The sequence below is a fragment of the Thioalkalivibrio sp. ALJ1 genome (assembly GCF_000745395.1).
Classification (GTDB): domain Bacteria; phylum Pseudomonadota; class Gammaproteobacteria; order Ectothiorhodospirales; family Ectothiorhodospiraceae; genus Thioalkalivibrio.
Genome location: NZ_KN050684.1, coordinates 1,756,547 through 1,781,769, shown reverse-complemented (window position 1 = coordinate 1,781,769; position 25,223 = coordinate 1,756,547). Strand labels below are relative to the sequence as shown.

Sequence of the window (25,223 nt, the reverse complement as noted above, 5' to 3'; positions counted from 1 at the left end):
GCGGAAAACACAAGCCCAAGGTCTTTCTACCCTAGTTTTGGAACACGCGCCGCCGGCCCCCCGGGTCGGCGTCTTTCGTCCCGCCGACCCAGTACGCACTCATGAAAACCCCCAAGATCCTCCAGCCGCTCGTCGAAGACGGCGTAATTGATGACGTCCTCGCCCAGTTGCAAAGCGGCAAAGAAGCCAACATCTATATCGTCAGCAGCGGCGGTGAGACGCGCTGCGCCAAGGCGTACAAGGAAGCCAAGCATCGCGGTTTCCACAAGCTGGCCGAGTACCAGGAGGGCCGCAAGGTCCGCGGCAGCCGCGACGCGCGGGCCATGGCCCGGCGCGGACGTCATGGCCGCGAGGTCGAGGAAACCCAGTGGAAGAACGCCGAGGTCGAGGCGCTCTACCGCCTTGCCGACGCCGGTGTACGGGTACCGGCCCCCTACGGTGTATTCGACCGCGTCCTGTTGATGGAACTGGTCCTGGACGCCGACGGCAACACCGCGCCCCAGCTGCACGAAGTCGAGATGACAGCCGATCAGGCGCGCGAATGGTTCGCCTTCATGATTCGCCAGATCCAGCGCATGCTGTGCGCCGGCCTGATCCACGGCGACCTGTCCGAGTACAACGTACTGGTGGATGCGCAGGGGCCGGTCATCATCGACCTCCCCCAGGCCGTCAATGCCGCCGGCAACAACAACGCCTTCCGCATGCTGCAACGCGATGTGAACAACATGCGCGCGACCTTCGGCCGGGCCGCTCCCGCGCTGCTGGAGACGGAGTACGCCCACGAGATTTGGGAGCTGTTCGCCAACGGCGATCTGACGCCGGAAACGCCGTTGACCGGCCACTTCGAGCACAGCGAAGAGACCGCCGACGTCGAAGGCGTGCTCGACGAGATCGAGGACGCGCGCCTGGAGCACGAGGCCGAGCTGGCCGCGCTCGATCCAACCCACCCGGATAACCAGTAAACCGCGGGCCTGCGATTTCCGGGCCCGACCCTGGTTAGGATCGAAGCTTCGTTGACGTCCATTCGCCTGCAAGCAGGCTCCAACGTGGGGCAAGACCTTGCAGGAGCCTGCTTGCAGGCGAACATCGCGGCGAGTCCGGCCGAATCAGCGGCATTTCCGCCGCCCGCGAAGGATAGGGCCGATCAGGAGTCGGTCAGCGCACTACACCCGGGTCGTGCCGGAGAGGAAGGCGTCGACGCGATCCAGGTCCTCCGGCGTATCCACGCCCGGGGGATGGGCCTCGGACCGGCGTCCCACCTGAATCCAGGCACCCATCGCCAATGCCCGTAGTTGCTCCAATTGCTCCAGCCGTTCCAGTGCCGCCGGCGGCTCGGCACTCATGCGCCGGAGAAAGCCGGCGCGGTAGGCATAGAGGCCCAGATGACGGGTCGCCTGATCCAGCGACGGGCTCGCCCCCGCACGATGGGCTTCGCGATCCCAGGGGATGGGGGCACGCGAGAAGTACAGGGCCCGCCCCTGGTGGTCGGTCACGAGCTTGACCTGGTTGGGGTCAGCGAGGTCCTGGGCACAGCGGATCGGCACCCCCAGCGTCGCCATATCCGCCTGCGGGGTCTGCTCCAGCAGGGCCGCCAGATCATTCAGCAGTGGCCCCGGGGTCAGGGGCTCATCCCCCTGCAGATTCACCACAATCGACTCGTCGCCCCAGCCCTCGGCGGCCGCAACCGCGGCGATCCGATCAGTACCGGAGGGCAGTTCGGGATCGGTCAGGAAGGCTTCCGCACCACACTGGCGGGCGACCTCCAGGATGCGTTCATCATCCCCGGCCACGATCACACGGCTCGCGGCACTCTCCCGCGCCCGGCTGATCACATGCGCAATCAATGGCCGCCCGGCTACCGCTGCCAGCGGCTTGTCCGGCAGCCGATTGGAGGCCATGCGGGCCGGGATCACCACGACAAAACCGGTCATGCCGCGCACTCAGGCCTCGCGCCAGCGTTCCTTCTCGTCTTCCGAAAGGGTGCGCGCTTCGTCCTCCAGCATGACCGGGATGTCGTCACGGATCGGGTAGGCGAGCCCCGCCGAGACGGAGATCAGCTCCTGGTTCTTTTGGTCGTACTTGAGCGGGCCCTTGGTGACCGGGCAGACCAGAATATCGAGCAGACGCTTGTCCATGCATTACCCCAGGTGTTTGAGCCGACTGACGGTCTCCAGACGCGCGAGCAGCGCCGGCTCGAAAGTGGTTGGCAACCGGGCCGCAATCGGCCAGTACCAGTGATTGTCCTGCGCAAACGACCGGCATTTTACGGCATCCTTCTCCGTCATCAGAACCGGCAGGTCGTCGTCGAAACGGATCTGATGCGGCAGGAAGCGGTGATGATCCGGGAACGGATGCCGAATGATACCGATCTTCGCCGCCTCCAGGGTACGGAAGAAGCGTTCCGGGTCCGCGATTCCCGCGACCGCATGGGCATCCCGCCGGGCATATCGGCTGGGCTTGCGCGACTGCTCGGCCCCGTCCACCCGCTGCAGGCGGCTGGCAGGGACCAGCTCCATCGGGACCTCGCCGGGTTCCGGTTCGCCGCCCGTGACGATCACGAAGTCCGCCCGTTCCCGCGCCCGCTTCGGCTCGCGCAACGGCCCGGCCGGCAGACACAGGCCATTCCCGAACCGACGGCGCCCATCGACCATCAGGATGGTGATGTCGCGCGGCAGCCGGTGATGCTGCATGCCGTCATCGGCGATCACCACGTCCACACCCTGATCCGTCAGCGCCCGCGCCCCGCGCACACGATCCCGGTCCACCTGCACCGGCACCCCGGTGCGCCGGGCAATCAATAGCGGTTCGTCCCCGACCACCACTGGGTCGGACTCGGGCGTTACCGCAATCCCGGCCACATCACCGCGACCCCCATACCCCCGGCTCACGATGCCGGGACGATAGCCAGCGGCACGCAGGCGCTTGGCCAGCCAGACCGCCATTGGGGTCTTGCCGCTGCCGCCCAGGGTCAGGTTCCCGACCACGATCACCGCCTTCGCCGGGATCGTAATATCGCGCCGGGCCTGTTCCTGACGCTGGCGATTCCACTCGGCGAGTCCGGCATACACCAGCGAAAGCGGGAACATGGCCGCCGCGAACGGTCCGCGCTGACCCCACTGGTCCCACAACCGGGCCCCAAGCCACGCCTGGAAAGAGCCCATGGCTACCAGTCCCAGACCTGCTGCAATACAGCATCAAAGTTGGCATCCACCTGGCGCCGTTCTTCCCAGAAACGCCGCCGGGCCTCATCGCCCTGCTGCCGCCGCGCCGCCGGATCGTCGCGCAGGTCGTTCCAGGCCCCCAGCACAGCATCGGGCGCGTCCAGCACCGGGCAGGGTACCTCGGCATCCGGCGCCTCGCCCAGGCTCACCGCCGCACCTCCGGCCAGGCCCTGCCACAGTGCCTGGCGGTCGGGTGCGGCCAGGTGCACCGCATGAGCCGCACTGGCCGCCGCAGCCAGCCAGCGCCGGTCGTCCAGATGCAGGATCGTGCCTGGCGCCAGCGGCGACCGGTCCCAGCCGGAGATCGCGAGATCGGCACCCGGCAATTCGGACCGCGGTGCTTCGGGCTCATCGTGCAGACTCGCCAGCAGGATGTCGGTCCCGCCCCAGCCCGACGCCTGCCAGGCCGCCTGCCAGGCTGGCCAGTCGCCTGCCGTGCCATGCCACCACCACAGGCGCTCCACACGACCCCCAACCAGCGAGCGCAGGACCACATCGGCCTGCGCCTCGACAAAGCGCGCCTGGGGATCCGCCGGAGGCAGGGTCGTCCCTCGAGCCTCCGGTGGCCAGCCCTGCTCCGCTTTCGCATCGACGGGCCAGAACCCGGCGACCGCGGGTACGGTCCCGACGGGTGGTGCCGTATTGACCGCAATCACCGGGACGGCCGTCGAGCGCAGCAGATTTGCAGGGGTCTGCCCGCCGGCGAGCAGGATGCCATGGGGCTGAAACCGCTCCAGCACCCGCCGCACCACTCGCGGCCGGTCACAGGGCCCATAACCGACCCCGACCTTCCGAAACGGCTGCATGTGGCGTTCGAAGAGCGCCGGGTAGTCCTGCTCGAAGGTCAGGACAATGCGCACGTCGTGGCGTTTGTCACGCACCGCCCCGAGCAGCTCGATCCCCAGGCGCACGTCCTCCGGCGTACCCCCCGCCTTGACCCAGATCAGCCGCCCACGATCCGCGGGCGGCGTCAGAAACCCCCGTCGGGCCCGGGCCCGGCTGCCGTCGCCCTTCCTGTAGTCCTTCCAGATTGCACGCCATACCGGCAGCAGACGGTCCCCGTAGCCCGCCGCCTCATCGGCCATGAATGCACCCCGGAGCTTGATCAATCGTCCTCACCACCACTCCCCAAGGTGGCGATGGAGACCGAGGTGATACCCAGGCGGCCGACCACGTCCAGGGCGCGCACGACCGACTGGTGGCTGGCGTTGGCGTCGGCGCGGATCAGTACCGGGTCATCCTCACGGCCCTCGCGGGCCTCGGAGAGCACCCGCTCCAGAGTCTCGGCGCGGCGGTTGATCAACTCCTGGCCGTTGATGAAGTAATTGCCGTTCGCGTCCACCACGATGTCGATCCACGCACGCTCGACCGCCTCGGCCTCGCGATCGGCTGAAGGCAGCGTCAGTTCGATGTCCGCGTGCTGATCGAAGGTGGTAGAAACCATGAAGAAGATCAGCAGCAGGAACACCACATCGATCAGCGGCGTCAGGTTGACGCCCGGTTCTTCCTGGCGGCGTGGCGTACGGAAGTTCACGCCTTCGCCCCACCCTCGACCGCACCGGCCTCGCGCTCGCCGTGGATCACCTCGACCAGCTTGGTGGCCTCCTGCTCCATCTCCAGCACCAACTCGTCGATATGCCCGCGGAAGTAGCGGTGGAAGGCCAGCGCCGGGATGGCCACGCCGATCCCCGCGGCGGTGGTGATCAGGGCCTGCGAGATCCCGCCCGCCAGGTCACGCGGACTGCCAACGCCGATCTCGGTGATTACGGTGAACACCTCGATCATCCCTACCACGGTCCCCAGCAGGCCCAGAAGCGGCGTGATCATCGCAATGGTGCCGAGCGTGTTCATGTAGCGCTCGAGCTCATGCGCAACACGCCGACCGGCCTCCTCGATGCTCTCTTGGGTGATCTGTCGGGCCCGGTCATGGGTCGCAAGCCCCGCCGCCAGGATCGCGCCCAGGGGCGAGCCGGCCCGCAGGCGCTGGATATCGTCCAGCTTGAGCCCCTGCGTGCGCATCTGTTCCCACACCGAGGTCAGCAGACGCGGTGGCACCACACGCGAGCGGCGCAATGTCCACAACCGCTCCAGCACGATGGCCACGGCCAGTACGGAACACAGCAGGATCGGCAGCATCAGCCACCCGCCCGCTTGTACGATCTCCAGCATGCAATCCCCCTCGGGTAGCGGTGCGCGCGTCAGGCGCGCCGGAATACGGCCATGGATTCCACGTGCGCGGTGTGCGGGAACATATCCATGATCCCGGCCCGCTCCAGGCGATAGCCATGATGATGCACCAGGCGCTCGGCGTCACGGGCCAACGTCGCCGGGTTGCAGGAGACATAGACCATGCGCTCGATGTGCTTCGGCGCCAGGGCCTCGATCACCGCGGCGGCACCGGTGCGCGGTGGGTCCAGCAGGACCCGGTCAAAACGCTCGCCCAGCCACGCGGCATTCTTCAACGCCTCCACGTCGTCCAGGTCCGCCCGCTCGTAACGGGTATTGGCAATGCCCTGGTCGCGGGCATTGCTGCTCGCCCGCGCGAGCATCGCATCATCCACCTCGACCCCGACTACCTCGGCCGCGGTGCGCGCCAGCGGCAAGGTAAAGTTGCCCAGGCCACAGTACAGGTCCAGCACCCGATGGTCCGGTTGCAGATCCAGCGTCGCCAGCGCCTGCGGGACCATCTTGCGGTTGATACCCGCATGCACCTGGATGAAATCCGTCGGCATGAACGGTACGGACACGCCGTAGTCCGGATGCCGGTAGACCAGAGGCTCGATGGGACCGGCCAGCGGCTCCACCGTGTCCGGGCCGCCGGGCTGCAGGTAGAGCTGGATACCCTCGGACTCGGCCCAGGCCGACAGTCGCTCGGTATCGGCCGGCGACAATGGGTCCAGGTTGCGGAAGATCAGCGCCACGCGCTCGTCGTCGTCCACCGCGACCTCGATCTGCGGCAGACGATCGCGTGCCTGCAGACCATCCATCAACTCGCGCAGCGCCTGGATACGCTGGCCCACGGCCGGGTGCAATACCTCGCAGTGGGTCATCTCGGCCAGGTACGGACTCCCGCGCTCGCGAAAACCAACCAGCACCCCGCCCTTCTTCGGGACGTACTTCGCGCCCAGGCGCGCCGTCCGGCGATAGCCCAGCGTGGTGTCCGTCAGCGGTTCGAAGCGGGCCTCGGGGGTCACGTGGCCGATACGCTCCAGGGCATCGAACAGGGCCTGCTCCTTGATCGTACGCTGGGTCTCGATCGACGCATGCTGCAGCTTGCAGCCACCGCACAGGCCGAAGAACTCGCAGGGCGGCTCGACTCGGCCCGCGGCCGGCTCCAGCACCTCGACCACCTCGGCGGAATCGAAGCGGCGCTTGCGCCCGGTCTGCTGGGCCATCACCCGTTCGCCCTTCAGCGCCCCGTGGATGAAGCAGGCCTTGCCGTCGCGGCGGATCACGCCCTGACCGTCCAGCGTGACCTCCTCGATGGTGGCCTCGAACGGGATCTTGTCGATGTGTGCCATCAGTCCGTGCGGCCGGCCGGCTGCCAGGCGTCGAGGAATTCCCGGTGGTGGGGCGCGCCGCTGGCCTCCAGGTACTCGGCCAGCTGCTGCTGCCGGCTGGCCAGCGCGGCGTCGGTCAGATTGCCGCGCATGTACTCGAAGCGCAGCCAGACCAGATAGGTGTTCAGCACGTCGTGCTCCACGTAGTCGTGGATCTTGGCCTGACGTCCGTCGCGCCAGGCCGGCCAGACCTGGGAGCCGTCCATGCCCAGCTTGCCGGGAAAGCCGAGCAGGCTCGCCATCATGTCGAGGCTGGTGACCGCGCGGCCCTGGAAGCCGGCGAGCACGTCCATCAGGTCCACATGGCGCCAGTGGAAGCGCGACAGGTAGTTGTTGTAGCGGAACTCGCGATCGTCGTCGCCCTGCTCCCAGTAGCGCGGGGCCTGCACACCGTTGACCAGCGCGCGGTAGTGCAGCACCGGCAGGTCGAAGCCGCCGCCGTTCCAGCTGACCAGCTGCGGCGTGCGCTTGTCGATCACATCGAAGAACTGGCGCAGCAGCTCGGCCTCGGTCGGCGCCTGGCCGTCCTCGCCCTCGCGCCCGAACGCGGAGAGCTTCAGCGCGTCGCCGCCCTGGTAGAGCACGCCGATGGAGACGATGCGGTGCAGCGGGTGCTTCAGGAACTCCGTGCCGGCCTGCGCGCGGCGCAGGGCGAACAGCGCCTCGGCCACCTCGTGATCGCTCAGGCCCTCGAAGTCGTGCAGACGCCGGGCGCCGTCGATGTCGGGGACGGTCTCGAGATCGAAGATCAGGACCGGGGCGCTCATGACGGGAACACGCCGGTGGAGATGTAGCGGTCGCCGCGGTCACAGATGATCGCGACGAAGGTCCCGCCTTCGGTCTGCGCCGCGAGCCTCAGCGCAGCGGCCACCGACCCCCCGGAGGAGACCCCGGCGAAGATGCCTTCTTCTGTGGCCAGGCGGTGCATGGTGTCCTCGGCCTCCTCCTGGGTCACGTCCACGGTCTGGTCCACCCGAGAGGCCTCGAAGATGGTCGGCAGGTACGCCTCCGGCCAGCGCCGGATGCCGGGGATGGACGATCCCTCGGTGGGCTGCACGCCGACGATCTGCACGCTGGGGTCGCGCTCCTTCAGATAGCGCGACACCCCCATGATGGTGCCGGTGGTCCCCATCGCCGACACGAAGTGGGTCACCGTGCCCTCGGTGTCGCGCCAGATCTCCGGCCCGGTCCCGATGTAGTGGGCCTCGGGGTTGTCCGGGTTGCCAAACTGGTTCAGCACCCGGCCCTTGCCCTCAGCCTCCATCCGGTCGGCCAGATCACGCGCGCCCTCCATGCTCTCCTCGCACGAGACCAGCACCAGTTCGGCGCCAAAGGCCTTCATCGAGGCGCGGCGCTCGGCGGACATGTTGTCCGGCATCACCAGGATCATGCGATAGCCCTTCATCGCCGCGACCATCGCCAGCGCGATGCCGGTATTGCCGCTGGTGGCCTCGATCAGGGTATCGCCGGGCTGGATGTCCCCGCGGCGCTCGGCCGCCTGGATCATGTTCAGCGCGGGCCGGTCCTTGACCGAACCGGCGGGATTGTTGCCCTCGAGCTTCACCAGCACGGTGGATGGCAGATCCGCCGCCATGCGCTGCAGGCGCACCAGCGGCGTGTTGCCGACAAAGTGCTCGAGGGTCGGGAAGGATTCAGGATGCAGGCGTTTCTTCATGCGCGCAGAGTATAACGACCGGGCCCCGTCCCTGCCCATGCACGCGACGGTCCGGCGTCGGGGCTTCCCATGGAGATTGCTTCGTCGCGTTGCTCCTCGCAATGACGCGAAGGCGACACCGTCATCGCGAGGCGCGCAGCGCCGTGGCGATCTCCATGGGCGCCCTCGGCGCTTGCCAGGACCGACGTTGGGGGTTGCGTCCGGAGGTTACTCGCTGCGCTCGCCCTTCGGGCCGGCCTGCGGCCGTTCAACGCGCTTCGCGCTTTTGTGCCACGGCCCCTGCGGGGCCTCGCAATGACGTCGGAAAAGAATACTGTCATCGCGAGGCGCGCCGCGCCGTGGCGATCGGTGTGACCCGACCACCTGCGCGATCCCACCTCGCAACCTTGCAGATTCCGGCCTAAGCTCGAACACATGCTTGTGTTGCTCGAATACCTGGTCGTCACCTTCCTGGCGGTGTTCGTGATCGTGAACCCGCTGACCACGGCGTTCATCTTCACGGCGATGCTGCCGCGCGCCTCGGAGGAGAAGCGCCGGGCGATCGCACTGCGCTCGGTGAAGGTGGCCACCTCGCTGCTGTTCGCCTTCGCGCTGCTGGGCGGGGTGATCTTTCAGCTGTTCGGGATCACCCTGGCGGCGTTTCGCATCGCCGGCGGCATCATCCTGTTCGGTATCGCGATCGGCATGATCCGGCAGAAGGGGGCGACCGAGAAGGAGACCGCCGAAGAGGTGAAGGCCGACAAGGGGCAGGTGACCGAGGACATCTCGGTGATCCCGCTGGCGATCCCGTTCATGAGCGGCCCGGGCGCGATCGCCACGGTGATGATCCTGACCAGCGAGGCCCCGACGGTCTACCACACGGGGCTCGTGTTCCTCGGTGTACTGGCCTGCATGGTCGCCTGCTACTACGCGATGATCTATTCGCGCTACATCGTCCAGTACCTGGGCGACACCGGGAAGGACATCCTGACCAAGGTCTTCGGCCTGATCCTCGCGGTGCTGGCGGTGCAATTCGTGATCAATGGTATGAGCGATGCAGCGGTCGGCTTCCTTCTGGACACCCAGGTGCTCGACGAAACCGAGGTCGAGGACCCGCGCCTCCCGCCACGCGACAACGACTGACCCCATGGCGTACGCATCCCACCTGGGACGCGATCAGCCCACGCGGGCCCGACCCTACGCTCTGGCGAACCAGTCACGCAGGGTGGCAATGTCGAGCACTGCGCCCGGTAGCGCCGGGCCGGATAACACACAGGCCGGTGAATCCACCTCACCCAGGCCATCCAGAACCGCCATTGCTCCGGCAAAATCCTGGTCTCGCGTGTAATCGTTGGTGGTCACGACCACCTCCAGGCCGGCACCCCGCGCGGAGCGCACTCCGTTATCGGAGTCCTCCAGTGCCAGGCAGGCCTTTGCGGGCAGATCCATCGCGTTCAGCGCATGGGAAAAGATGTCCGGGGCGGGCTTCTTGGCAGGCACCACATCGCCGGCCGCGATTACCTCGAATCGGGATGGGCCCTCTTTCCCCAGCGTGGCCTCCAGCAGGGCCGTGACATTCTCGGGGGTTGTGGTGGTCGCAATCGCCAGACGCAGGCCTTCGGCCTCCGCCTCGTCCAGCAAGCGGCGCACCCCAGGGCGCAACGGGATCGCACCGGTCTCGAGCAGGGCGACGTAGTGGCGCGTCTTGGCTGCGTGCAGTTCGCGAATTCGGTCATCAATCCCTGCCTGTTCGAGGATCGCGGGATGGTCCTCGGACAGGTATTGGCGAATCCTTTCCTTACCACCGGTCACCTTCAGCAACTCGCCGTAGCGGGCAACATTCCAGTCCCAATCCAGACCGGCCTCCGCGAATGCCTTGTTAAAGGCAATGCGATGACCGTCCCGTTCGGTGTCCGCCAGCGTGCCGTCCACGTCAATGATCAGCGCCTGCAATTGCGTCATCCCGTATTCTCCATGTCCTTATCCATCTCACTGAAACTCCAGGCCATGCACGGATTCGCGGGCATCCTCAATTGCTACCGGGCGCAAGCTGTCATGGCACGGGACTTGCCCAACCCGCCGGACTCTGGTACTAAGTGCGCCTCATTTTTCCAGCCGGAGAAAGGCCGCATGGCTGCAGACAACAAGACCGCCAAACCCTCCACCCAGCACATGGTCGCCGGGGGTATTGCGCCCTACCAGCCGAAGCCGGACGAAGAGTACATGAACTCGGAGCAGCTGGACCATTTCCGCAGCCTGCTGCAGGCATGGCGCCAGGAATTGGCCGAGGAAGTGGATCGCACCGTGGGCCACATGCGCCAGGATGCGGCCAACTTTGCCGATCCGGCAGACCGGGCCACGCAGGAAGAAGAATTCGGCCTGGAGCTGCGTGCCCGCGACCGCGAGCGCAAGCTGTCGAAGAAGATCAACGAGGCCCTGCGCAAGATCGACACCCACGACTACGGGTACTGCGAGACCTGCGGCGTGGAGATCGGCATTCGTCGCCTGGAGGCCCGCCCCACGGCCACCATGTGCATCGACTGCAAGCAGCTCGACGAGATCAAGGAAAAGCAGCGGGCGTAAAGCACGCCACGGTCATTCGGCCTCGGCCGTGACCCCATCGCACCGGAATGACTCCGGCTACGTCGGGCGCTTCGCCCCGACCCCCTCGGGGCCCCTCCATGCCGGTTCACTCCTAGCGGCAGTGGTTTCCTGGCTGGACGCCCGCCATCACGGCGGGCGCTGGCATCTTCGGATCGACGACATCGACGGCCCGCGTGTGCGGCCCGCAGCCGAGTCCCTGATCCTGCAGACACTGGAGGCCCTGGCCCTGTGCTGGGACGGCCCCCTGACCCACCAAAGCGACCGCACCCCGGCGTATGAAGCCGCACTGGACACCCTTCTGAACGGTGACCACGCGTTTGCCTGCGCCTGCTCGCGGCGCGACCTGACCGCGACTGGCCAACCGGGTTGGGAGGGTCCGGTCTATCCCGGCACCTGCCGTAACGGGCTCCCCGCTGGGCGCGAGGCACGGGCCGTGCGCGCCCGGGCGCGGCAGCGCTACTGGGAGGTAGAGGATGGTTTCCTGGGGCTCGTGAGCTTTGACCTTGAGGCCCTGGGTAGCGATTTCGTGATTCGTCGTGCCGACGGGATCTTTGCCTATCAACTGGCGACGGTGGTCGACGATCTGAAACTGGGCATTACCCACGTCGTCCGAGGCATCGACCTATTGGGTTCCACCCCCCGGCAGCTACAGCTCTACCAGGCCCTTGGGCATACCGGACCCCGGCATGCCCACCATCCTGTGCTGGTGGCCGGTGACGGGGCCAAACTGGCGAAGGCCACTGGCGCCGTCGGCGTGCGTACGGACGCCGTGCGACAGGAACTGGCTGCGATCCTGACCCGCATCGGACTGGCCCCCTCCGACCCCTCCACTCCGGATACACCGGAACAGCAGCTGAGCGAGGCCCTTAGCCGCTTGCGAGACTCGGGCCTGCGCGATCTTCTGCCGCTGTCGGCAACCCTGCCCGTTGGACCTGACAGGCGGTAGACTGCCGCCATGCCGCGCTCGCGACCACAATCGGCCCCATGTTGAGTTCCCGCGCCATCCTGGTCGCCGTGCTCGGGGCTCTGCTGTTCCTGAGCCCGCTGGTACCCTGGGTCGCCCATCTCGCCCCCGCATGGTGGTGGCCGTTTGTCGCCTGGGCGGCTTTCATCGGCGTGATCGCCCTCGCCTTCGCCGGGGTGCAGCGTGACCCTTAGCCTGGGTCTGCTCTACACGGTCGGCGTCGCCTACCTGGCCTTGTTGTTCGGCATCGCCTTTCTGGCCGACCGCGTACCCCGTATCGGTCGCCTGGCCGCCAACGGCTGGGTGTTCAGTCTGTCGCTGGGCGTCTACGCCACCTCCTGGACCTTCTACGGCAACTTGGGCTTTCTCGCTGATCAGGGCTATCTGTATCTGACGATCTATCTCGGTGTGACCCTGGCCTTTGCCGCCACCCCCTGGCTGTTGCGACCGATCCTGCGTCTGACCCGCGAGCAGCAGCTGACATCACTGGCGGATCTGTTCGCCTTCCGCTACCGCAGCCGGATGACCGGGCCTGTGGTGGCCCTGTTCATGCTCGCCGGCGTGCTCCCGTATATCGCCCTGCAAATCAAGGCCGTCGCCGAGTCGGCCGCCGTGCTGACCGCGGAGACCCCACCCCACCTGCTCGCCCTGACCTTCAGCGCTACCATCGCGCTGTTCGCGATCCTGTTTGGCGCCCGCCACATCGCACCGCGCGAGAAGCATGCAGGGCTGGTGCTGGCCATCGCCTTCGAATCCATTATCAAGCTGATCGCCATTCTCGGTATCGCGGGTGTGGCCCTGTACGCCGTGTTCGGCGGATTCGGCGGCCTGTCCGACTGGCTCACCGAGCATCCCGAGGCCGTCGATGCCCTGTACGAACCGGTCCGTCAGGGTGGCTGGTTCGCGATGATGATCCTGGCCTTTGCGGCCGCGTTCCTCCTGCCGCGCCAGTTCCACATGCTGTTCACCGAGAACATCAATCCGAGGGCCCTGAACACCGCCGCCTGGGCCTTTCCGGCATTCCTGTTATTGCTGAACCTGCCGATGCCCATCCTGTTCTGGGCCGGCAACGCCGCGGGCCTGGAGATTTCACCCAACTATTACGCCATTGGTATCGCCGGGCTTCTGGAGTCTCCCAGCCTGGCCATGTTGGTCTTTATCGGCGGGCTGTCCGCCGCCAGTGCAATGATGATCGTGACCACCCTCGCACTGGCCCATATGGGCACCAACTACCTCTCCCCGCTGACGCGGCTGCACGAAGAGGAGCGCACCGCCAATCTCTACACCCGCCTGCTTTGGGGACGGCGCATCTGGATCGTATTCATTATCGGGCTCGGCTATGCCTTTTACGGTCTGTTGCAGGTGGTGGAGGGTCTGGCCCAGCTGGGCCTGATCTCGTTCGCCGCCGTGGCCCAACTGCTTCCAGGGCTGATCGGCTTAATGCTGTGGAAACAGGCAACCCGGGTCGGCTTCCTGCTGGGTTTGACGGCTGGCATTGCCGGCTGGGCATTCACCCTGGTGATGCCACTGCTCTCGGATGCCGGCATCGCCACTGGTCTGCCCGATCCACAGCACCTGCTGGGTGCCGAGATGCTGGATCCGTGGACCTTCGCCCTGATGTTGAGCCTGGGAGTCAACGCAATTTTGTTCGTCATTGGCTCGGTATTGACGCGGCCCAACCGCGAGGAGCTCGAGGCCGGACGGGCCTGCTGCCCCAACGAATCGGCCGGTGGTGGGGCCGGCCTGCCCCTCGCCGGAGACGTGACCGAGATGGAGACCGCGCTGGCCGCAACCCTGGGGCCGGGCGCCGCGCACCATGAGGTCCAGCGGGCCCTGGACGACCTGGGCCTGCCTCGCCATACACGCTCCCGCAGCGACCTTCGACACCTGCGGGAGCGTATTGAACGCAATCTGTCCGGCCTGCTAGGGCCGGTACTGGCACGGATGATCGTCGATCAGCATCTGCGTCTGGACGCCGCCGGACGCCATACGCTGAGCGAAAGCCTGCGCCTCATCGAGGAGCAATTGGAAACCCGTTCGCTCCCGCTATCCGGCCTGGCCGCCGAACTGGATGCCTTGCGCCGGTTTCACCGTCAGATCCTGCACGAACTCCCCCTGGGGGTCGCGAGCCTGACCAACTCCGGCGAGATTACGGGCTGGAATCAGGCCCTGGAACAACTGACCGAGGTCACCACCGAGATCGCCGTGGGCCAGAACGTCGGGCAGCTCGACAGCCCCTGGAGTGGACTGCTGACCGCCTTTCTCGAGAGCCCGGACCGGCAGTGGTACAAGCTGAACGTGGAACTGCCCACCGGCAACCGGCGCCTGAACCTGCACCGCTCCGAGTTGCAGGATGCCCACGGCCAGGTGGATGGCCGCGTGGTCCTGATCGAGGATGTAACCGAACGTGCCCAGATGGAATCCGAAATCGCTCATGGCGACCGCCTCGCCTCCATCGGCCGCTTCGCCGCCGGGGTGGCCCACGAGATCGGGAACCCCCTGACAGGGATCGCCTCCCTGGCCCAGACCCTGCCGCTGGAGGACGACCCCGACGAGATCCGCGGAATCGCCGACGACATCCTGGCCCAGACCCGCCGCATCAACGTCATCGTGCAATCTCTGATTACCTTCGCTCATGCTGACGAGGGCCCCTCAGCCGGTCACTTCGAAACCATCGCCCTGGACGAACTCCTCGCCGAGGCCATCCGCCTGACCCGACTGGCGGGACGCAAGGACCTGCGATTCTCGACCACTGGGCTCGAAGGCCTCCACGTACGCGGCTCGCATGCGACGTTGCTGCAGGTCTTCATCAACTTGCTAACCAACGCCGAACAGGCCTCGCCCGAGGCCTCCACGGTCGTGATTGCCGCACGTACCCATGGCCGCCACGTGCAGATCACGATCGACGACGCCGGGCCTGGAATCGAAGAAGCCAGCCTGGAACGCCTCTTCGAGCCATTCTTCACAACCAAGCCGGCGGGCCAGGGCACTGGCCTGGGCCTGCCCGTGGCCTACAGCATTGTTCGCGATCACGGTGGTACCCTAATAGCCGCCAACCGCCCCGAAGGCGGAGCCCGTTTCCTGTTAACCCTGCCGCGCCAAGGCTGATGACCCGCATTCTCCTCGTTGACGACGAAGCCCCGATCCGCCGCGCGGTGCGCCGGTTCCTGGAGCATCACGGCTTCGCGGTCGGCGTGGCCGAAAACCTGGCCGAGGCGCGAGCCTTGGCGGCCGCTGACCCCTACGACCTGCAACTGGTGGACCTGCGCCTTCCGGATGGCGAGGGCATCGAGCTCCTGCCCGAATTCACTCGCACACCCACGGTCATCATGACCAGCTATGCATCGGTTCCTTCGGCGGTGACCGCGATGAAAGAAGGCGCGGCCGACTATATCGCCAAGCCCTTCGATCACGACGCCCTGCTGCTGACCCTTCGGGCCGCGCTGCGAGAACGCGCGGAACGCGACCGCCCAACAACCGAAGCGACTGACGAGGATGCGGAAGCGCCATCCCATCCCGGCCTGGGGCTAGTGGGCGAGAGCGCGGTCATGCAACAGCTACGCGATCAGATTCGGCGGGTGGCCGCGACCCATTCCACGGTGCTTTTACGTGGCGAGTCCGGCACCGGGAAAGAGCTCGCCGCACGTGCCCTGCACGAGCTGAGCCCACGGGCCAGCGGCCCGTTCGTGGCGGTCAACTGCGCGACGATCCCGGAAGGTCTAGTCGAGGCCGAGCTGTTCGGTCACGCCCAGGGCGCCTATACCGGGGCCGTCAAGGCGCGTACGGGTCTGATCCAGAGCGCCCATGGTGGCACCCTTTTTCTGGATGAGATCGGCGAACTCGCGCCCGCTGCCCAGGCACGCCTGCTGCGTGTGCTGCAGGACGGCGAGATCCGCCCGGTCGGGGCCAACGAAAACCTGAAGGTGGATGTACGGCTACTGGCCGCCACGCACCGGGATCTCGAAACCATGATCGCGGAACAGACATTCCGCGCCGACCTTTACTACCGATTACGCGTGCTGGAGTTGTCCATACCGCCATTGCGCGAACGCCGCGAGGACATCCTCCCCCTGGCCCAGCATTTTCTGGAAAACCTGCCCACTTCCGGTCCGGCTCCACACCTGACTCCAGAAGCGCAGGAGGCCCTGGGGACCCACGACTGGCCCGGCAACGTGCGCGAACTGGCCAACGCCCTAGAGCGCGGCTGGGTGCTGAGCCCGGATGGTCACATCGCACCGGAACAAATGGGCTTGTCGACCCATTACGAGACCACCGTGGACGACGACATCCCCAACCCCGCGTTCCCCACGCGGCGCAAGGGAAAAGGCTCGAGCCTCAACGAGTACTTCCGCCAGTTCGTGCAAGAAAATCAGGACCGCATGACCGAGACCGAGCTGGCGCGGGCGCTCGGCATTAGCCGCAAGACCTTGTGGGAACGTCGCCAACGCGAGAATCTTCCCCGTCCACGCTCCTGATCGAGCCGCCGATGGACACCCCCGCCGAAGTCCGACCCGACGTTCGGCGCGTCTTCCTGGCCCTTTGGCCCGACGAACACACCCGTGACGCCCTGACCGCGCTGGCTCACGATCTCGACGGCCCCGGGCGTCCGGTGCCCCGAGACCACCTGCACCTGACCCTGGCCTTTGCCGGGACGGTGCCGACCAACCAGGCCGACTGCCTCGCGGCCCGCATCGGCACACTGGCCTGCGCCCCGATCGACCTCTCGCTAGACCATTTGGGGTATTTCCACGGCCCGCGCATTACCTGGGCCGGACCGACGAGCCCGCCACCCGCGTTGGTGACGTTGGCGAACGCGGCACGGCTCCTGTGCAACGACTGCGGTATTCAGATTGGCGCGCCGCATCCCTTTCGGCCACACCTATCCCTGCGCCGCCATGCGGCACCGCCCCATCAGGAAGCGATCCGGCCGCCTATCCTGTGGACAGCCGATACCGTGGTCCTCGTGGAATCGGGACAAAACGGCCACCCAGGGCCTTATCGCGTCCTCGCCCGATGCGGCACGGATCACCCCTCGTACGGCCCACCATAGGCGGACCGCATCACGACCGGATTTCGACGCAGTGCGCCCGTGACGGGCTCAGGTTCAATCCGTCGGCGGAAGGTTATCCCCACCCGAGGGCTCGGCCGGCTCGGCGGGATCCGCGGGCTGCCCGCCCGGCTGTGGGGTACCCGTATCGGGCTGCGTGGGCCTTTGATCGCCCAGGGGCGGCGGATCATCCGGCTGACCCTGGGGTTGCCCCTGCCCGCCGGGCGGAGTCGCAGGCCCACCCTGGCCCGGTGGCTGCTGACCGCCGGGCGGCTGCTGCCCTCCCGGAGGTTGTTGTCCATCCGGCCCCTGGCCTGGCGGCATGTCTTGCCCACCGGGCTGACCTTGACCCGGCGGCATTTCTTGCCCGCCCGGCTGACCCTGACCGCGCGGCATACCGCCCTGGCCCGGCGCCGGCTCGCCCCCTGCGGGAGGGGCACCGCGCTCGGCGGGGGGAGTGCCCTGCCCCATACCACCTTGTCCCATACCACCCGGTTGCCCACCTTCCTGTGGGGCCTGAGCGTAGGCCGTGCCCGCTACAAACAGGGAGCTAAGGGCAACGGTGATGGCTGTGCTGCGAAATTTCGACATTGGGTACTCCTCCTCGGGCCAGTACGGCCAGATTTTCGAACCCAATGGGTAACAGGCCTGCGCCCTGTACCTCAAACCCCAGACCCGAGTTCCAAAGATTTTCGCGAACCATTTCACTTCATGGCCAATCGGCCACGAAGGTTCAATTCTTCAGCACCACCGGACTCGTGAACACCAGCAGCCCATAGTCCGCCTCGTATTGCTCCTTCAGGCGGGCGGCGATCCGATCACACAGTTCTGCGCTACCGATCACCTCGAGCTTGATGTTGCCACCCTGTCGCCAATTGCCACGGCGCTTGCCGTGCTTACCCCAGCCACGCGCATCGGTGACCGTATAACCGGCCGCGCCCTGACTGCGTACCTCGTCGATGAGCATTTCCTCCAGGATCGCTTCGGCCATGACCGTCAACAGAAACATGTCGTCCGATTGCATCGAGCTAGCCTCCTAGCGAGTACAGGGTCTGAGCCATCCAGAAATACAGCGGAACGCCCACGAAAATGTTGAACGGGAAGGTCACCCCCAGCGAGGCACCAATCGACAATGCGGGGTTCGCCTGGGGCACCGCGATACGCATCGCCGCCGGTGCCGCGATATACGACGCACTGGCGTACAACGTGGCCAGCAACACCGTCCCGCCCATGCTCATGCCCAGCCCCCAGCCGAGCATGACACCCAGGATCGCCGAGACAATCGGCATTACGATCGCAAAGGTGACCAGAAAGAAACCATACTGGCGTACATCGGCAATCCGACTGGATGCCACCAGCCCCATCTCCAGCAGGAACAGCGCCAGCACGCCCTTGAAGAGATCGAAGAACATGGGCTCCAGGGGTTCGATGTGAACAGGGCCGGCGATAAAGCCAATCACCAACCCCCCGACCAACAGAAAGATACTCTTGCCGAAGAAGACCTCATGCATGGTCTTGCCCCACCGGGTCGGCCCCTTCGCCCCCGCGCGCGCGAGCAAGATGCCGATAATCAGCGCCGGCATCTCCAGCAATACCAGGAAGACCACCATGTGGCCCTCGTAATCGATCCCGCGTGATGCCAGAAGCGCCACTGCAACCGAAAAGGTCACGACCGAGACCGAGCCGTAATGCGCCGCGATCGAAGCCGAGTCCGCCAGTGGCATCCGCCCCAGCCAGCGCAGCACCGGAAACGCAATCAGCGGGATCAAAGAACCCACGGCCAACACCGCGAGCCCTGGCAGCAGCAACGGAAGAAGTTCACTCTCCGCGAGCTTGACCCCGCCCATCAGGCCGATGGCCAACAGCAGATAGATCGACAGCGCCTCGTAGATCGCCATCGGGATCTTCAGATCCGATTTGGCGAGCCCCGCGATCGCGCCCAGCAGAAAGAACAGTACAACCGGATCGAATGCCATCTCGCCTCCGTGGGCAGACGCGTTATCCCTACCATTCGCTCCTTAATCCTAGGCCAGAGCCCGCAGGAGTAAAACCGTCCGCCACACCCGCGCGGGGCGACTGAACTACCCTCCGGGGTAAGGGAAACACTGCGAGGAACATCCCATGACCCGCATCCTGATACTGCAAGGCCATCCCGACCCCGACGAAGGACACTTGGATCATGCACTGGCCGGTGCCTACCGCGAGGGTGCGGAAGAGGCCGGCTTCGCCGTGGACGCCTACACCATCGCACATCGGGATTTCCCGCTGCTGCGCAACCAGGCCGAGTTCCTGTCGGAAACCGTGCCCCCCGCGATCCTCGAAGCCCAGGAACTGATCGAGGCGTCCCATCACCTGGTACTGATCTATCCGCTCTGGCTGGGCGACATGCCATCCGGGGTCAAAGGGTTCCTGGAACAGACCCTGCGCCCCGCCTTCGTCGCCGATGGCGACATGAACCGCCTGCGGCATACCCGCCTGAAAGGCCGCTCGGTCCGTATCGTCGTCACCATGGGCATGCCGGCTTTCGTCTACCGCTGGTGGTTCGGCGCCCACAGCCTGAAGAGCCTGGAACGCAACATTCTGCACTTTTGTGGGTTCGGGCCTGTGCGCCACACCCTGATCGGCCAGGACGGGGGCGATGCCGCCTCCCGCGAACGCTGGTTGCACCGTATGCGGGCTCTGGGCGCTCAGGCCCGCTAGCCCCTTCCATCCTGGGGCGATAGTGTCGGGCCCCGCGCACCGATACCCGGTGTCCCTTCGGACCCACGGTCGGTACACTCGCCCGGTCCCCCGACCGGCCGTCCAGCGTGCCTCACAACGACCATCCGCTCAGCGAAGTCCCGGCCCAGGCCCGCAAGGGGTTCTGGTCGATCACCGTCGTCCTGTTCGGCTTCACCTTTTTCACCTCGACCCTGTGGGCCGGTGGCTCCCTGGGCACGGCCTTCAGCTTTGGCGAGCTCATGCTGGTGATCGCGCTCGGCAACCTGCTGCTGGGCGCCTACGCGGCCACCCTGGCCTATATCGGCTGCAAGAGCGGGCTACACACCGTGCTGATGGGCCGGTTCTGCTTCGGCGAGTGGGGCAGCAAGCTGTCCGACGTGATCCTGGCCTTCACACAGATCGGCTGGTACGCCTGGGGCACCGCCACGGTCGCTATGATCCTGGTGGAAACCACGGCCCTACCGGAGCCGATGGAGACCGGTCTGATGGTGGTGTTCGGGCTGGCCTTCTGCATTACCGCGATGATCGGTTATCGCGGCCTGGACTGGCTGTCGCGTGTCGCGGTGCCTGTCATGCTGATGTTCATCCTGTTCACGCTGTACACCGGGTTTGGCCAGGCGGGCGGCGTCGGCGGGCTGCTTGATCAGGAGCCGACCACGGAGATGGGCTTCGGGGCCGCATTGACTATCGTGATCGGCACCTTCGTTGGGGGCGCCACCCTGGCCACCAACTGGACCCGGTTCGCCCGGACTCCGCGCATCGCGGTCATCGCGACCCTGGCGGCGTTCGTACTCGGCAATGGCCTCATGGTCCTGACCGGCGCCCTTGGGGCACTGGTCTACCATGAGGTGGATATCGTACACGTGATGCTGGCACAGGGCTTTGTGGCGATGACCGTCACCATGCTCCTGCTGAACATCTGGAGCACCCAGGACAACACGATCTACAACTTTGGCGTGGCCGGATGCAACCTGCTGCGCACCCAGCGCCGCCGCCTCGTCACGGTACTTGGAGCCGTGATCGGGACCGGCCTCGCGGTCCTCGGGATGTACGACTACCTGGTCCCGTTCCTGATCCTGCTGGGCACCTTCATTCCGCCCCTGGGGGGCGTGATCATGGCCGACTTCTGGCTACGCCATCGGGGCCGCTACCCGGCCCTGGAGCACGCGCAGCTGGCGTCCTTCCATTGGCCGGGTCTGCTGGCCTATGGGGCCGGGTCCGTCGCTGCGTTCTACTCGCCCGTGGTCCCCCCAGTCATCGGGGTCCTGACCGCCGCCCTTGCCTACATGGTCCTGACGCATTCCAGCCGGCCACGACCCATCGGCACCGGACACCGGCCCTGACCGGCCCGACCTGACGTCGAGGCCGATCCATTCGGCATGGTTCCACTCGGCACGACGCACAGAAAATCCCCGGCAAGCGCAACAGTCCCGTCACGACCGCACCGGGGCTCCTGACACTGCGGGCACTACAACCCCGGCGTGGGGGGCTCGGGAAGGTCCGACGGGTCCGGCAGGTCGGAGGGGTCCGGCAACGGGCCATCACCCGGTGACGGGGCATCCGAAGGACTCGGCGGTTCAGGCAGATCGGGGCCACCGCTCCCGCCACGGCGCTGTCCCGGTGGCGTCCCGCCATGCCCCGGCGGGGGCTGGCTCCCGGCCGGGGTATCACCACTAGCGCCCGGAGATCCGGAAGGGGGTCCACCGGGGCTTGGCTGCGCCTGTGCACTTCCAACAGCGAGCGGCGCCGCGAGCAACACGGCCAATACCCAGCCATTCGATGTCTTCATGTCACGCGCTCCTTGTGTGGGCTCTATCCGTGTGTCAGTCGACTGGCCACCGGTGTTCCACCCGAGACCTCAACCTGACAAACGCGTCACATGGTCAAGGCCTATGTTGCAACAACCAGCTGCTGGAACAGCGCAGCCAGAATCACCAGGGAAAAACCGGCATACAGGCCCGCGACTACGTCATCCATCATGATCCCGTGACCGTCCTGCCACTTTTCATCAAAGTAGTTCGCCGGCCAGGGCTTGAGAATGTCGAACAGCCGGAACAGCACAAAGCCCACGACCACCCACATCAACCCCGCGGGCGCGAAGGCCAACGTGATCAGCAGACCCGCCCATTCGTCCCAGACAATGCCGGGGTGGTCGTGCACGCCCAGCTTGCGAGCACTCTCGCCGCAGATGTGAAAGCCGGCCATCACCACGATGACGGTCACCGCGAGATAGGCCCACTCCGGGAAATTCATGATCGCGAAATACAACACCAGCGCCGCCAGCGAGCCGGTGGTTCCGGGCGCCCAGCGCGACAGGCCCGACCCGAAACCGAAGGCCAGCAGGTGAATGGGATCGCCGAATACGGTCTTTGCCGACGGCATCTTGGGCTTGTTCTGCGACATGACTCCCCTTTGCTTTCTTGTTATTTCAACCCGGCGAAATGATCGTGCCCCGCATGCCCGGCGTCCAGTCTCATGCCATTTTCGTCCACCACTTCCACTGCATTGCCCTCGACAAACTCTCCAATGACGGTGAGCGCGCTATCCACGCTGAAGGCCAGCAGGTCCAGTGATTCACCCGGGGGCAGTGCGAATAGAAGCTCGTAGTCCTCCCCACCCGCAAGCGCCAGTTGACGGGCCTGTGTGTCCGGAAGGCTGCCCAGGAGTGGGTCCCAGGGAGTGACCGGCCAGTCGACCCGCGCACCACAGCCCGAGGCGGCACACAGGTGGCCAAGGTCGGCCAGGAGCCCGTCGGAGACGTCGATCGCCGCACGCGCGCGATTGCGCAGCATGCGGCCCAGCCCCAAGCGCGCTTCGGGCCAGAACAGGCGAGTCAGGCCCGGGTCCGCGGAATTCGGTACGGATCCGCCCCGGTCCCGGCGCTCGCCTTCCATCGCCAAGCCGGCAGCAGCACCACCCAGTGTGCCACTCACCACCAGGCGATCACCCGGACGCGCGCCCGAACGGCGCAAGGCCTGCCCGGCCGGCACCTGTCCCAGAACGGTGACGCTGATCGAGCGGGGTCCGCGATTGGTATCGCCACCTACCAGCGCCACCCCGGCAGCCTCTGCCAATGCGAGGAACCCCTCGCTGAATCCTGCCAGCCAGGCATGATCCACCTGCGGCAGGGTCAGGGACAGGACCACTCCCAACGGGTCGGCCCCCATCGCAGCGAGGTCGCTCAGATTCGCCGCCAGCGCCTTGTGCCCGAGGCTTGCCGGCGGGTGATCAGGGAAGAAATGGGTGCCCTCAACCAGCGTGTCCACACTGACGACCAGCTCATGACCACTCTCGACGGCCAGCAAGGCGGCATCATCGCCAATGCCCAGCCGCACGCAAGACATGGCCGAGCCAGCCGCCGCGGCCGGCTCGGCAAAGTAGCGTCGGATCAGATCGAATTCGGACTCAGGGCCGGACATGGGGGAGCACGCCGGCCGGATTCAGCGCGGAGCGGAACGCTCGGGACCGCGCAGATCCGCGGAAAGCCGGTCCAGTACGCCGTTGATGTAGCGATGCGATTGCTCGGCCCCGTAGCGCTTGGCCAGATCCACGGCCTCGTTGATGACCACGCGATAAGGCACCTCGATCCGCTCGGCCAGCTCCCATTGTCCCAGCCACAAAAGCGCATGCTCCACCGGGTCCAGCTGATCCAGAGGACGCCCGAGGTAGGGTTCCATGCGGGCATCCAGGGCCTCGCGGTCGCGGGTCACCCCGATCAGGAGCTCGCGGAAATACTCCGCATCCGCCTTGGCATGTTCCTCGTCATCACGGAACTCCGCCAGGATGTCCTTGGGGTGGGCGCCGGTCATCTGCCAGGAGTAGAGCGCCTGCATCGCCCGCCGCCGTGCGAACGAACGCGCATGCCGCGCCCGCTGCTCGGGCGTGCTACGCGGGCGCCGGGCTCGACCGGACTTGCCGGGCTCGGCGTCCTTGCGCGGGGTCCGGCTTTCGGGGCGGGGATCGGAGGGTTCAGTCACGGCAGACCTGTTCGGATGGGCGGATGACACTCGGGCGATGTGCGGAATCAACCGCGCAGCTTGCGCATCAGGCTGACCATCTCGATCGCGCCCATCGCGGCGTCCGCACCCTTGTTGCCGGCCTTGGTGCCCGCGCGCTCGATCGCCTGCTCGATGGAGTCGGTGGTCAGCACGCCAAAGCTGATCGGCAGATCCTCAGCCATCTGCACCTGCGCCAAGCCTTTGGCCGCCTCGCCCGCGACGTAATCGAAATGCGGGGTCGAGCCCCGGATCACGCAGCCCAGCGCAATCACGCCATCGTACTGTCCTGAACGCGCCATGGCCTGCGCCGCCAGCGGCAACTCGTAGGCGCCCGGAACACGGGCGATGGTCAGGTTCTTCTCCTGCGCGCCGTGACGCTTCAGGGTGTCCACCGCGCCTTCCAGCAGGCGCTCCACGATCAGGCTGTTGAAACGCGCCAGCAGCAGGCCATAACGGTGATTGGCAACGTCGGTGAAGTCGCCTTCCAGGGTCTTGATGTCGTGCATGGTTTCATTCCGATTGAGATGGAAACGAGGCGGCCGTTCGGGGCCGACCCGCGGGGCCGAGTTGCAAAGGCCGCCTAGTGTAGCACCGCGAACCCGCGCGGTAGAGCGCGCCCGCCCGAATCGCGCAGCGGGCCGCCTGCCATGGCGCTGACTGGCCCTGCATATGGCGCCGGTATTTTCAGTGGCCTCGGCCCGGAGTCCCGCTCGATCATCGCGGACCCTTCTTCATCGCTCGGTGGTTGACGGTCCCTTCGTTGGGTCACCTGCCTGTTCATGGCTGGTCCTGGTTCTGCATCCGGTGTTTACGTGCCTCCGGTCCGCATACTGCCGTGCGCTGACTCGCCAGCGCGCCCCGAGGCACTTTCTTGCTTGCCCAAGAAAGTGCCCAAAGAAGGGCACCCGGATTTCGCCCGGGAACCTCGCTCCGGACGCGCTGGGCCGGCGGCGCTGAACTCGCTGCGCTGCGCTTCGCTCAGACATCCAGCGCCTTCTCCCGGCCCATCACGCCCTCCACGAGGGGCTCCATACGGGAAGGGAAGGTCAAGACAGAGGGTATTCCGGCCCCACGACACCACAACAGGCATTGCTGCCCGAAAGCCCCCCGGCGCCCGCCCGCGGGCGCGGCACGCAACGGCCGCAGGCCGAGCGTGCCCAGGATGTCGGAACCGCCTGCCTCCAACCATTGGCAAGAACGTCGGGATCGCCGTTGTTTGGACCTACCCCCCGTTGTCGTCGCGCCGAGCGGAGAGGGTTTTCGCGGGACGATTCTAAATACAAACGGGGCGCTGGATGTCTGAGCGGAGCCGAAGGCGCAGCGAGTTCAGCGCCGCCCGCGAAAACCCTCGGAGCGAGGGAAACCCCGGCCCGCGCAGCGGGCCGGGGTCGCGGCAGTCGGGCGTGTTTCTTGGGTACTTCTTTGCACGAGCAAAGAAGTACCTCGCGGCGCGC

General features: G+C 66.3%; 27 protein-coding genes. 10 read left to right on the top strand and 17 right to left on the bottom strand.

Features of this window, described 5'->3' with window-relative positions; genetic code table 11:
- Nucleotides 1–101 precede the first annotated feature (101 nt).
- Entirely contained in the window at nucleotides 102–962 is an 861-nt protein-coding gene (locus F462_RS10765) for a PA4780 family RIO1-like protein kinase (RefSeq protein ID WP_018140737.1), read from the top strand.
- Between the two features lie 201 nt (nucleotides 963–1,163).
- Here F462_RS10765 and kdsB read toward each other — a convergent pair whose 3' ends face one another.
- From kdsB to cysM, 9 genes are read right to left on the bottom strand one after another with little or no spacing between them, the layout of a single operon-like run.
- Complete coding sequence (kdsB, locus tag F462_RS10760) at nucleotides 1,164–1,931, bottom strand: 3-deoxy-manno-octulosonate cytidylyltransferase (protein ID WP_038054009.1); 768 nt, start codon at nucleotides 1,929–1,931, stop codon at nucleotides 1,164–1,166.
- Nucleotides 1,932–1,940: 9 nt separating this feature from the next.
- Nucleotides 1,941–2,135 carry a Trm112 family protein gene (locus F462_RS10755; RefSeq protein WP_018140735.1) on the bottom strand — a complete coding sequence of 65 codons (195 nt, stop codon included), beginning with the start codon at nucleotides 2,133–2,135 and terminating at the stop codon, nucleotides 1,941–1,943.
- A gap of 3 nt (nucleotides 2,136–2,138) precedes the next feature.
- The gene (lpxK, locus tag F462_RS10750) at nucleotides 2,139–3,161 is read right to left on the bottom strand and encodes a tetraacyldisaccharide 4'-kinase (protein WP_038054005.1); all 1,023 of its coding nucleotides are present in this window, start codon (nucleotides 3,159–3,161) and stop codon (nucleotides 2,139–2,141) included.
- Nucleotides 3,162–3,163: 2 nt separating this feature from the next.
- The gene (locus F462_RS10745) at nucleotides 3,164–4,306 is read right to left on the bottom strand and encodes a glycosyltransferase N-terminal domain-containing protein (RefSeq protein ID WP_038054002.1); all 1,143 of its coding nucleotides are present in this window, start codon (nucleotides 4,304–4,306) and stop codon (nucleotides 3,164–3,166) included.
- A 20-nt stretch (nucleotides 4,307–4,326) separates the two neighbouring features.
- Nucleotides 4,327–4,755 carry an ExbD/TolR family protein gene (locus F462_RS10740; protein WP_018140732.1) on the bottom strand — a complete coding sequence of 143 codons (429 nt, stop codon included), beginning with the start codon at nucleotides 4,753–4,755 and terminating at the stop codon, nucleotides 4,327–4,329.
- Nucleotides 4,752–5,390, bottom strand: coding sequence for a MotA/TolQ/ExbB proton channel family protein (locus F462_RS10735; RefSeq protein ID WP_018140731.1), 639 nt, complete (start codon nucleotides 5,388–5,390; stop codon nucleotides 4,752–4,754). Before F462_RS10735 ends, F462_RS10740 begins: the two co-directional genes overlap by 4 nt.
- A gap of 29 nt (nucleotides 5,391–5,419) precedes the next feature.
- Nucleotides 5,420–6,742 carry a 23S rRNA (uracil(1939)-C(5))-methyltransferase RlmD gene (rlmD, locus tag F462_RS10730; RefSeq protein ID WP_038053999.1) on the bottom strand — a complete coding sequence of 441 codons (1,323 nt, stop codon included), beginning with the start codon at nucleotides 6,740–6,742 and terminating at the stop codon, nucleotides 5,420–5,422.
- The gene (locus F462_RS10725) at nucleotides 6,742–7,548 is read right to left on the bottom strand and encodes a 3'-5' exonuclease (RefSeq protein ID WP_038053997.1); all 807 of its coding nucleotides are present in this window, start codon (nucleotides 7,546–7,548) and stop codon (nucleotides 6,742–6,744) included. The genes rlmD and F462_RS10725 overlap by 1 nt, the downstream gene beginning before the upstream one ends.
- On the bottom strand, nucleotides 7,545–8,456 hold the full coding sequence (cysM, locus tag F462_RS10720) for a cysteine synthase CysM (protein ID WP_038053993.1): 912 nt from the start codon (nucleotides 8,454–8,456) through the stop codon (nucleotides 7,545–7,547). Before cysM ends, F462_RS10725 begins: the two co-directional genes overlap by 4 nt.
- 414 nt (nucleotides 8,457–8,870) lie before the next feature.
- On the opposite strand from cysM, the gene F462_RS10715 reads away from it, so the two are divergent.
- Nucleotides 8,871–9,578 (top strand): MarC family protein, encoded by a 708-nt coding sequence (locus tag F462_RS10715; RefSeq protein ID WP_038053987.1) that lies wholly within the window; start codon nucleotides 8,871–8,873, stop codon nucleotides 9,576–9,578.
- A 54-nt stretch (nucleotides 9,579–9,632) separates the two neighbouring features.
- On the opposite strand, the gene F462_RS10710 is transcribed toward F462_RS10715, so the two are convergent.
- Nucleotides 9,633–10,397, bottom strand: coding sequence for an HAD family hydrolase (locus F462_RS10710; RefSeq protein WP_038053985.1), 765 nt, complete (start codon nucleotides 10,395–10,397; stop codon nucleotides 9,633–9,635).
- Between the two features lie 168 nt (nucleotides 10,398–10,565).
- Between F462_RS10710 and dksA the strand changes: the two genes are divergently transcribed.
- The 6 genes from dksA to thpR are packed head-to-tail and all read left to right on the top strand — an operon-like array spanning nucleotide 10,566 to nucleotide 17,053.
- Nucleotides 10,566–11,018, top strand: a complete 453-nt coding sequence (gene dksA / locus F462_RS10705; protein WP_018140725.1) for an RNA polymerase-binding protein DksA — start codon at nucleotides 10,566–10,568, stop codon at nucleotides 11,016–11,018.
- A gap of 28 nt (nucleotides 11,019–11,046) precedes the next feature.
- On the top strand, nucleotides 11,047–11,985 hold the full coding sequence (gene gluQRS, locus F462_RS10700) for a tRNA glutamyl-Q(34) synthetase GluQRS (RefSeq protein WP_026280145.1): 939 nt from the start codon (nucleotides 11,047–11,049) through the stop codon (nucleotides 11,983–11,985).
- Between the two features lie 38 nt (nucleotides 11,986–12,023).
- Nucleotides 12,024–12,197: a hypothetical protein gene (locus F462_RS13830; protein ID WP_018140723.1), complete on the top strand. Its 174-nt coding sequence runs from the start codon at nucleotides 12,024–12,026 to the stop codon at nucleotides 12,195–12,197.
- Entirely contained in the window at nucleotides 12,187–15,111 is a 2,925-nt protein-coding gene (locus tag F462_RS10695; protein WP_018140722.1) for a sensor histidine kinase, read from the top strand. The genes F462_RS13830 and F462_RS10695 overlap by 11 nt, the downstream gene beginning before the upstream one ends.
- Nucleotides 15,111–16,478, top strand: a complete 1,368-nt coding sequence (locus F462_RS10690) for a sigma-54-dependent transcriptional regulator (RefSeq protein WP_018140721.1) — start codon at nucleotides 15,111–15,113, stop codon at nucleotides 16,476–16,478. Before F462_RS10695 ends, F462_RS10690 begins: the two co-directional genes overlap by 1 nt.
- An 11-nt stretch (nucleotides 16,479–16,489) precedes the next feature.
- The gene (thpR, locus tag F462_RS10685; RefSeq protein ID WP_018140720.1) at nucleotides 16,490–17,053 is read left to right on the top strand and encodes an RNA 2',3'-cyclic phosphodiesterase; all 564 of its coding nucleotides are present in this window, start codon (nucleotides 16,490–16,492) and stop codon (nucleotides 17,051–17,053) included.
- 730 nt (nucleotides 17,054–17,783) lie between these two features.
- Here thpR and F462_RS10680 read toward each other — a convergent pair.
- Together F462_RS10680 and F462_RS10675 are read right to left on the bottom strand one after the other, a co-directional pair.
- The gene (locus F462_RS10680; protein ID WP_018140719.1) at nucleotides 17,784–18,074 is read right to left on the bottom strand and encodes a P-II family nitrogen regulator; all 291 of its coding nucleotides are present in this window, start codon (nucleotides 18,072–18,074) and stop codon (nucleotides 17,784–17,786) included.
- Between the two features lie 4 nt (nucleotides 18,075–18,078).
- Nucleotides 18,079–19,026, bottom strand: a complete 948-nt coding sequence (locus tag F462_RS10675) for a sodium-dependent bicarbonate transport family permease (protein ID WP_018140718.1) — start codon at nucleotides 19,024–19,026, stop codon at nucleotides 18,079–18,081.
- 145 nt (nucleotides 19,027–19,171) lie between these two features.
- Here F462_RS10675 and F462_RS10670 point away from each other — a divergent pair, with 145 nt between their 5' ends.
- Both F462_RS10670 and codB read left to right on the top strand, forming a co-directional pair.
- Nucleotides 19,172–19,750 (top strand): NAD(P)H-dependent oxidoreductase, encoded by a 579-nt coding sequence (locus F462_RS10670; RefSeq protein ID WP_038053982.1) that lies wholly within the window; start codon nucleotides 19,172–19,174, stop codon nucleotides 19,748–19,750.
- A 107-nt stretch (nucleotides 19,751–19,857) separates the two neighbouring features.
- Nucleotides 19,858–21,114 carry a cytosine permease gene (gene codB, locus F462_RS10665; RefSeq protein WP_038053977.1) on the top strand — a complete coding sequence of 419 codons (1,257 nt, stop codon included), beginning with the start codon at nucleotides 19,858–19,860 and terminating at the stop codon, nucleotides 21,112–21,114.
- Between the two features lie 547 nt (nucleotides 21,115–21,661).
- Here codB and F462_RS10660 read toward each other — a convergent pair.
- The 5 genes from F462_RS10660 to F462_RS13985 all read right to left on the bottom strand — a co-directional run bounded on the left by F462_RS10660 (nucleotide 21,662) and on the right by F462_RS13985 (nucleotide 24,954).
- Entirely contained in the window at nucleotides 21,662–22,174 is a 513-nt protein-coding gene (locus tag F462_RS10660; RefSeq protein ID WP_018874876.1) for a phosphatidylglycerophosphatase A family protein, read from the bottom strand.
- Between the two features lie 20 nt (nucleotides 22,175–22,194).
- Entirely contained in the window at nucleotides 22,195–23,190 is a 996-nt protein-coding gene (gene thiL / locus F462_RS10655) for a thiamine-phosphate kinase (RefSeq protein WP_038053976.1), read from the bottom strand.
- A 21-nt stretch (nucleotides 23,191–23,211) separates the two neighbouring features.
- Entirely contained in the window at nucleotides 23,212–23,748 is a 537-nt protein-coding gene (nusB, locus tag F462_RS10650; protein WP_081911395.1) for a transcription antitermination factor NusB, read from the bottom strand.
- A 47-nt stretch (nucleotides 23,749–23,795) separates the two neighbouring features.
- Nucleotides 23,796–24,275 (bottom strand): 6,7-dimethyl-8-ribityllumazine synthase, encoded by a 480-nt coding sequence (ribE, locus tag F462_RS10645; protein ID WP_038053975.1) that lies wholly within the window; start codon nucleotides 24,273–24,275, stop codon nucleotides 23,796–23,798.
- Between the two features lie 472 nt (nucleotides 24,276–24,747).
- On the bottom strand, nucleotides 24,748–24,954 hold the full coding sequence (locus F462_RS13985) for a hypothetical protein (protein ID WP_081610811.1): 207 nt from the start codon (nucleotides 24,952–24,954) through the stop codon (nucleotides 24,748–24,750).
- Between the last annotated feature and the right edge of the window lie 269 nt (nucleotides 24,955–25,223).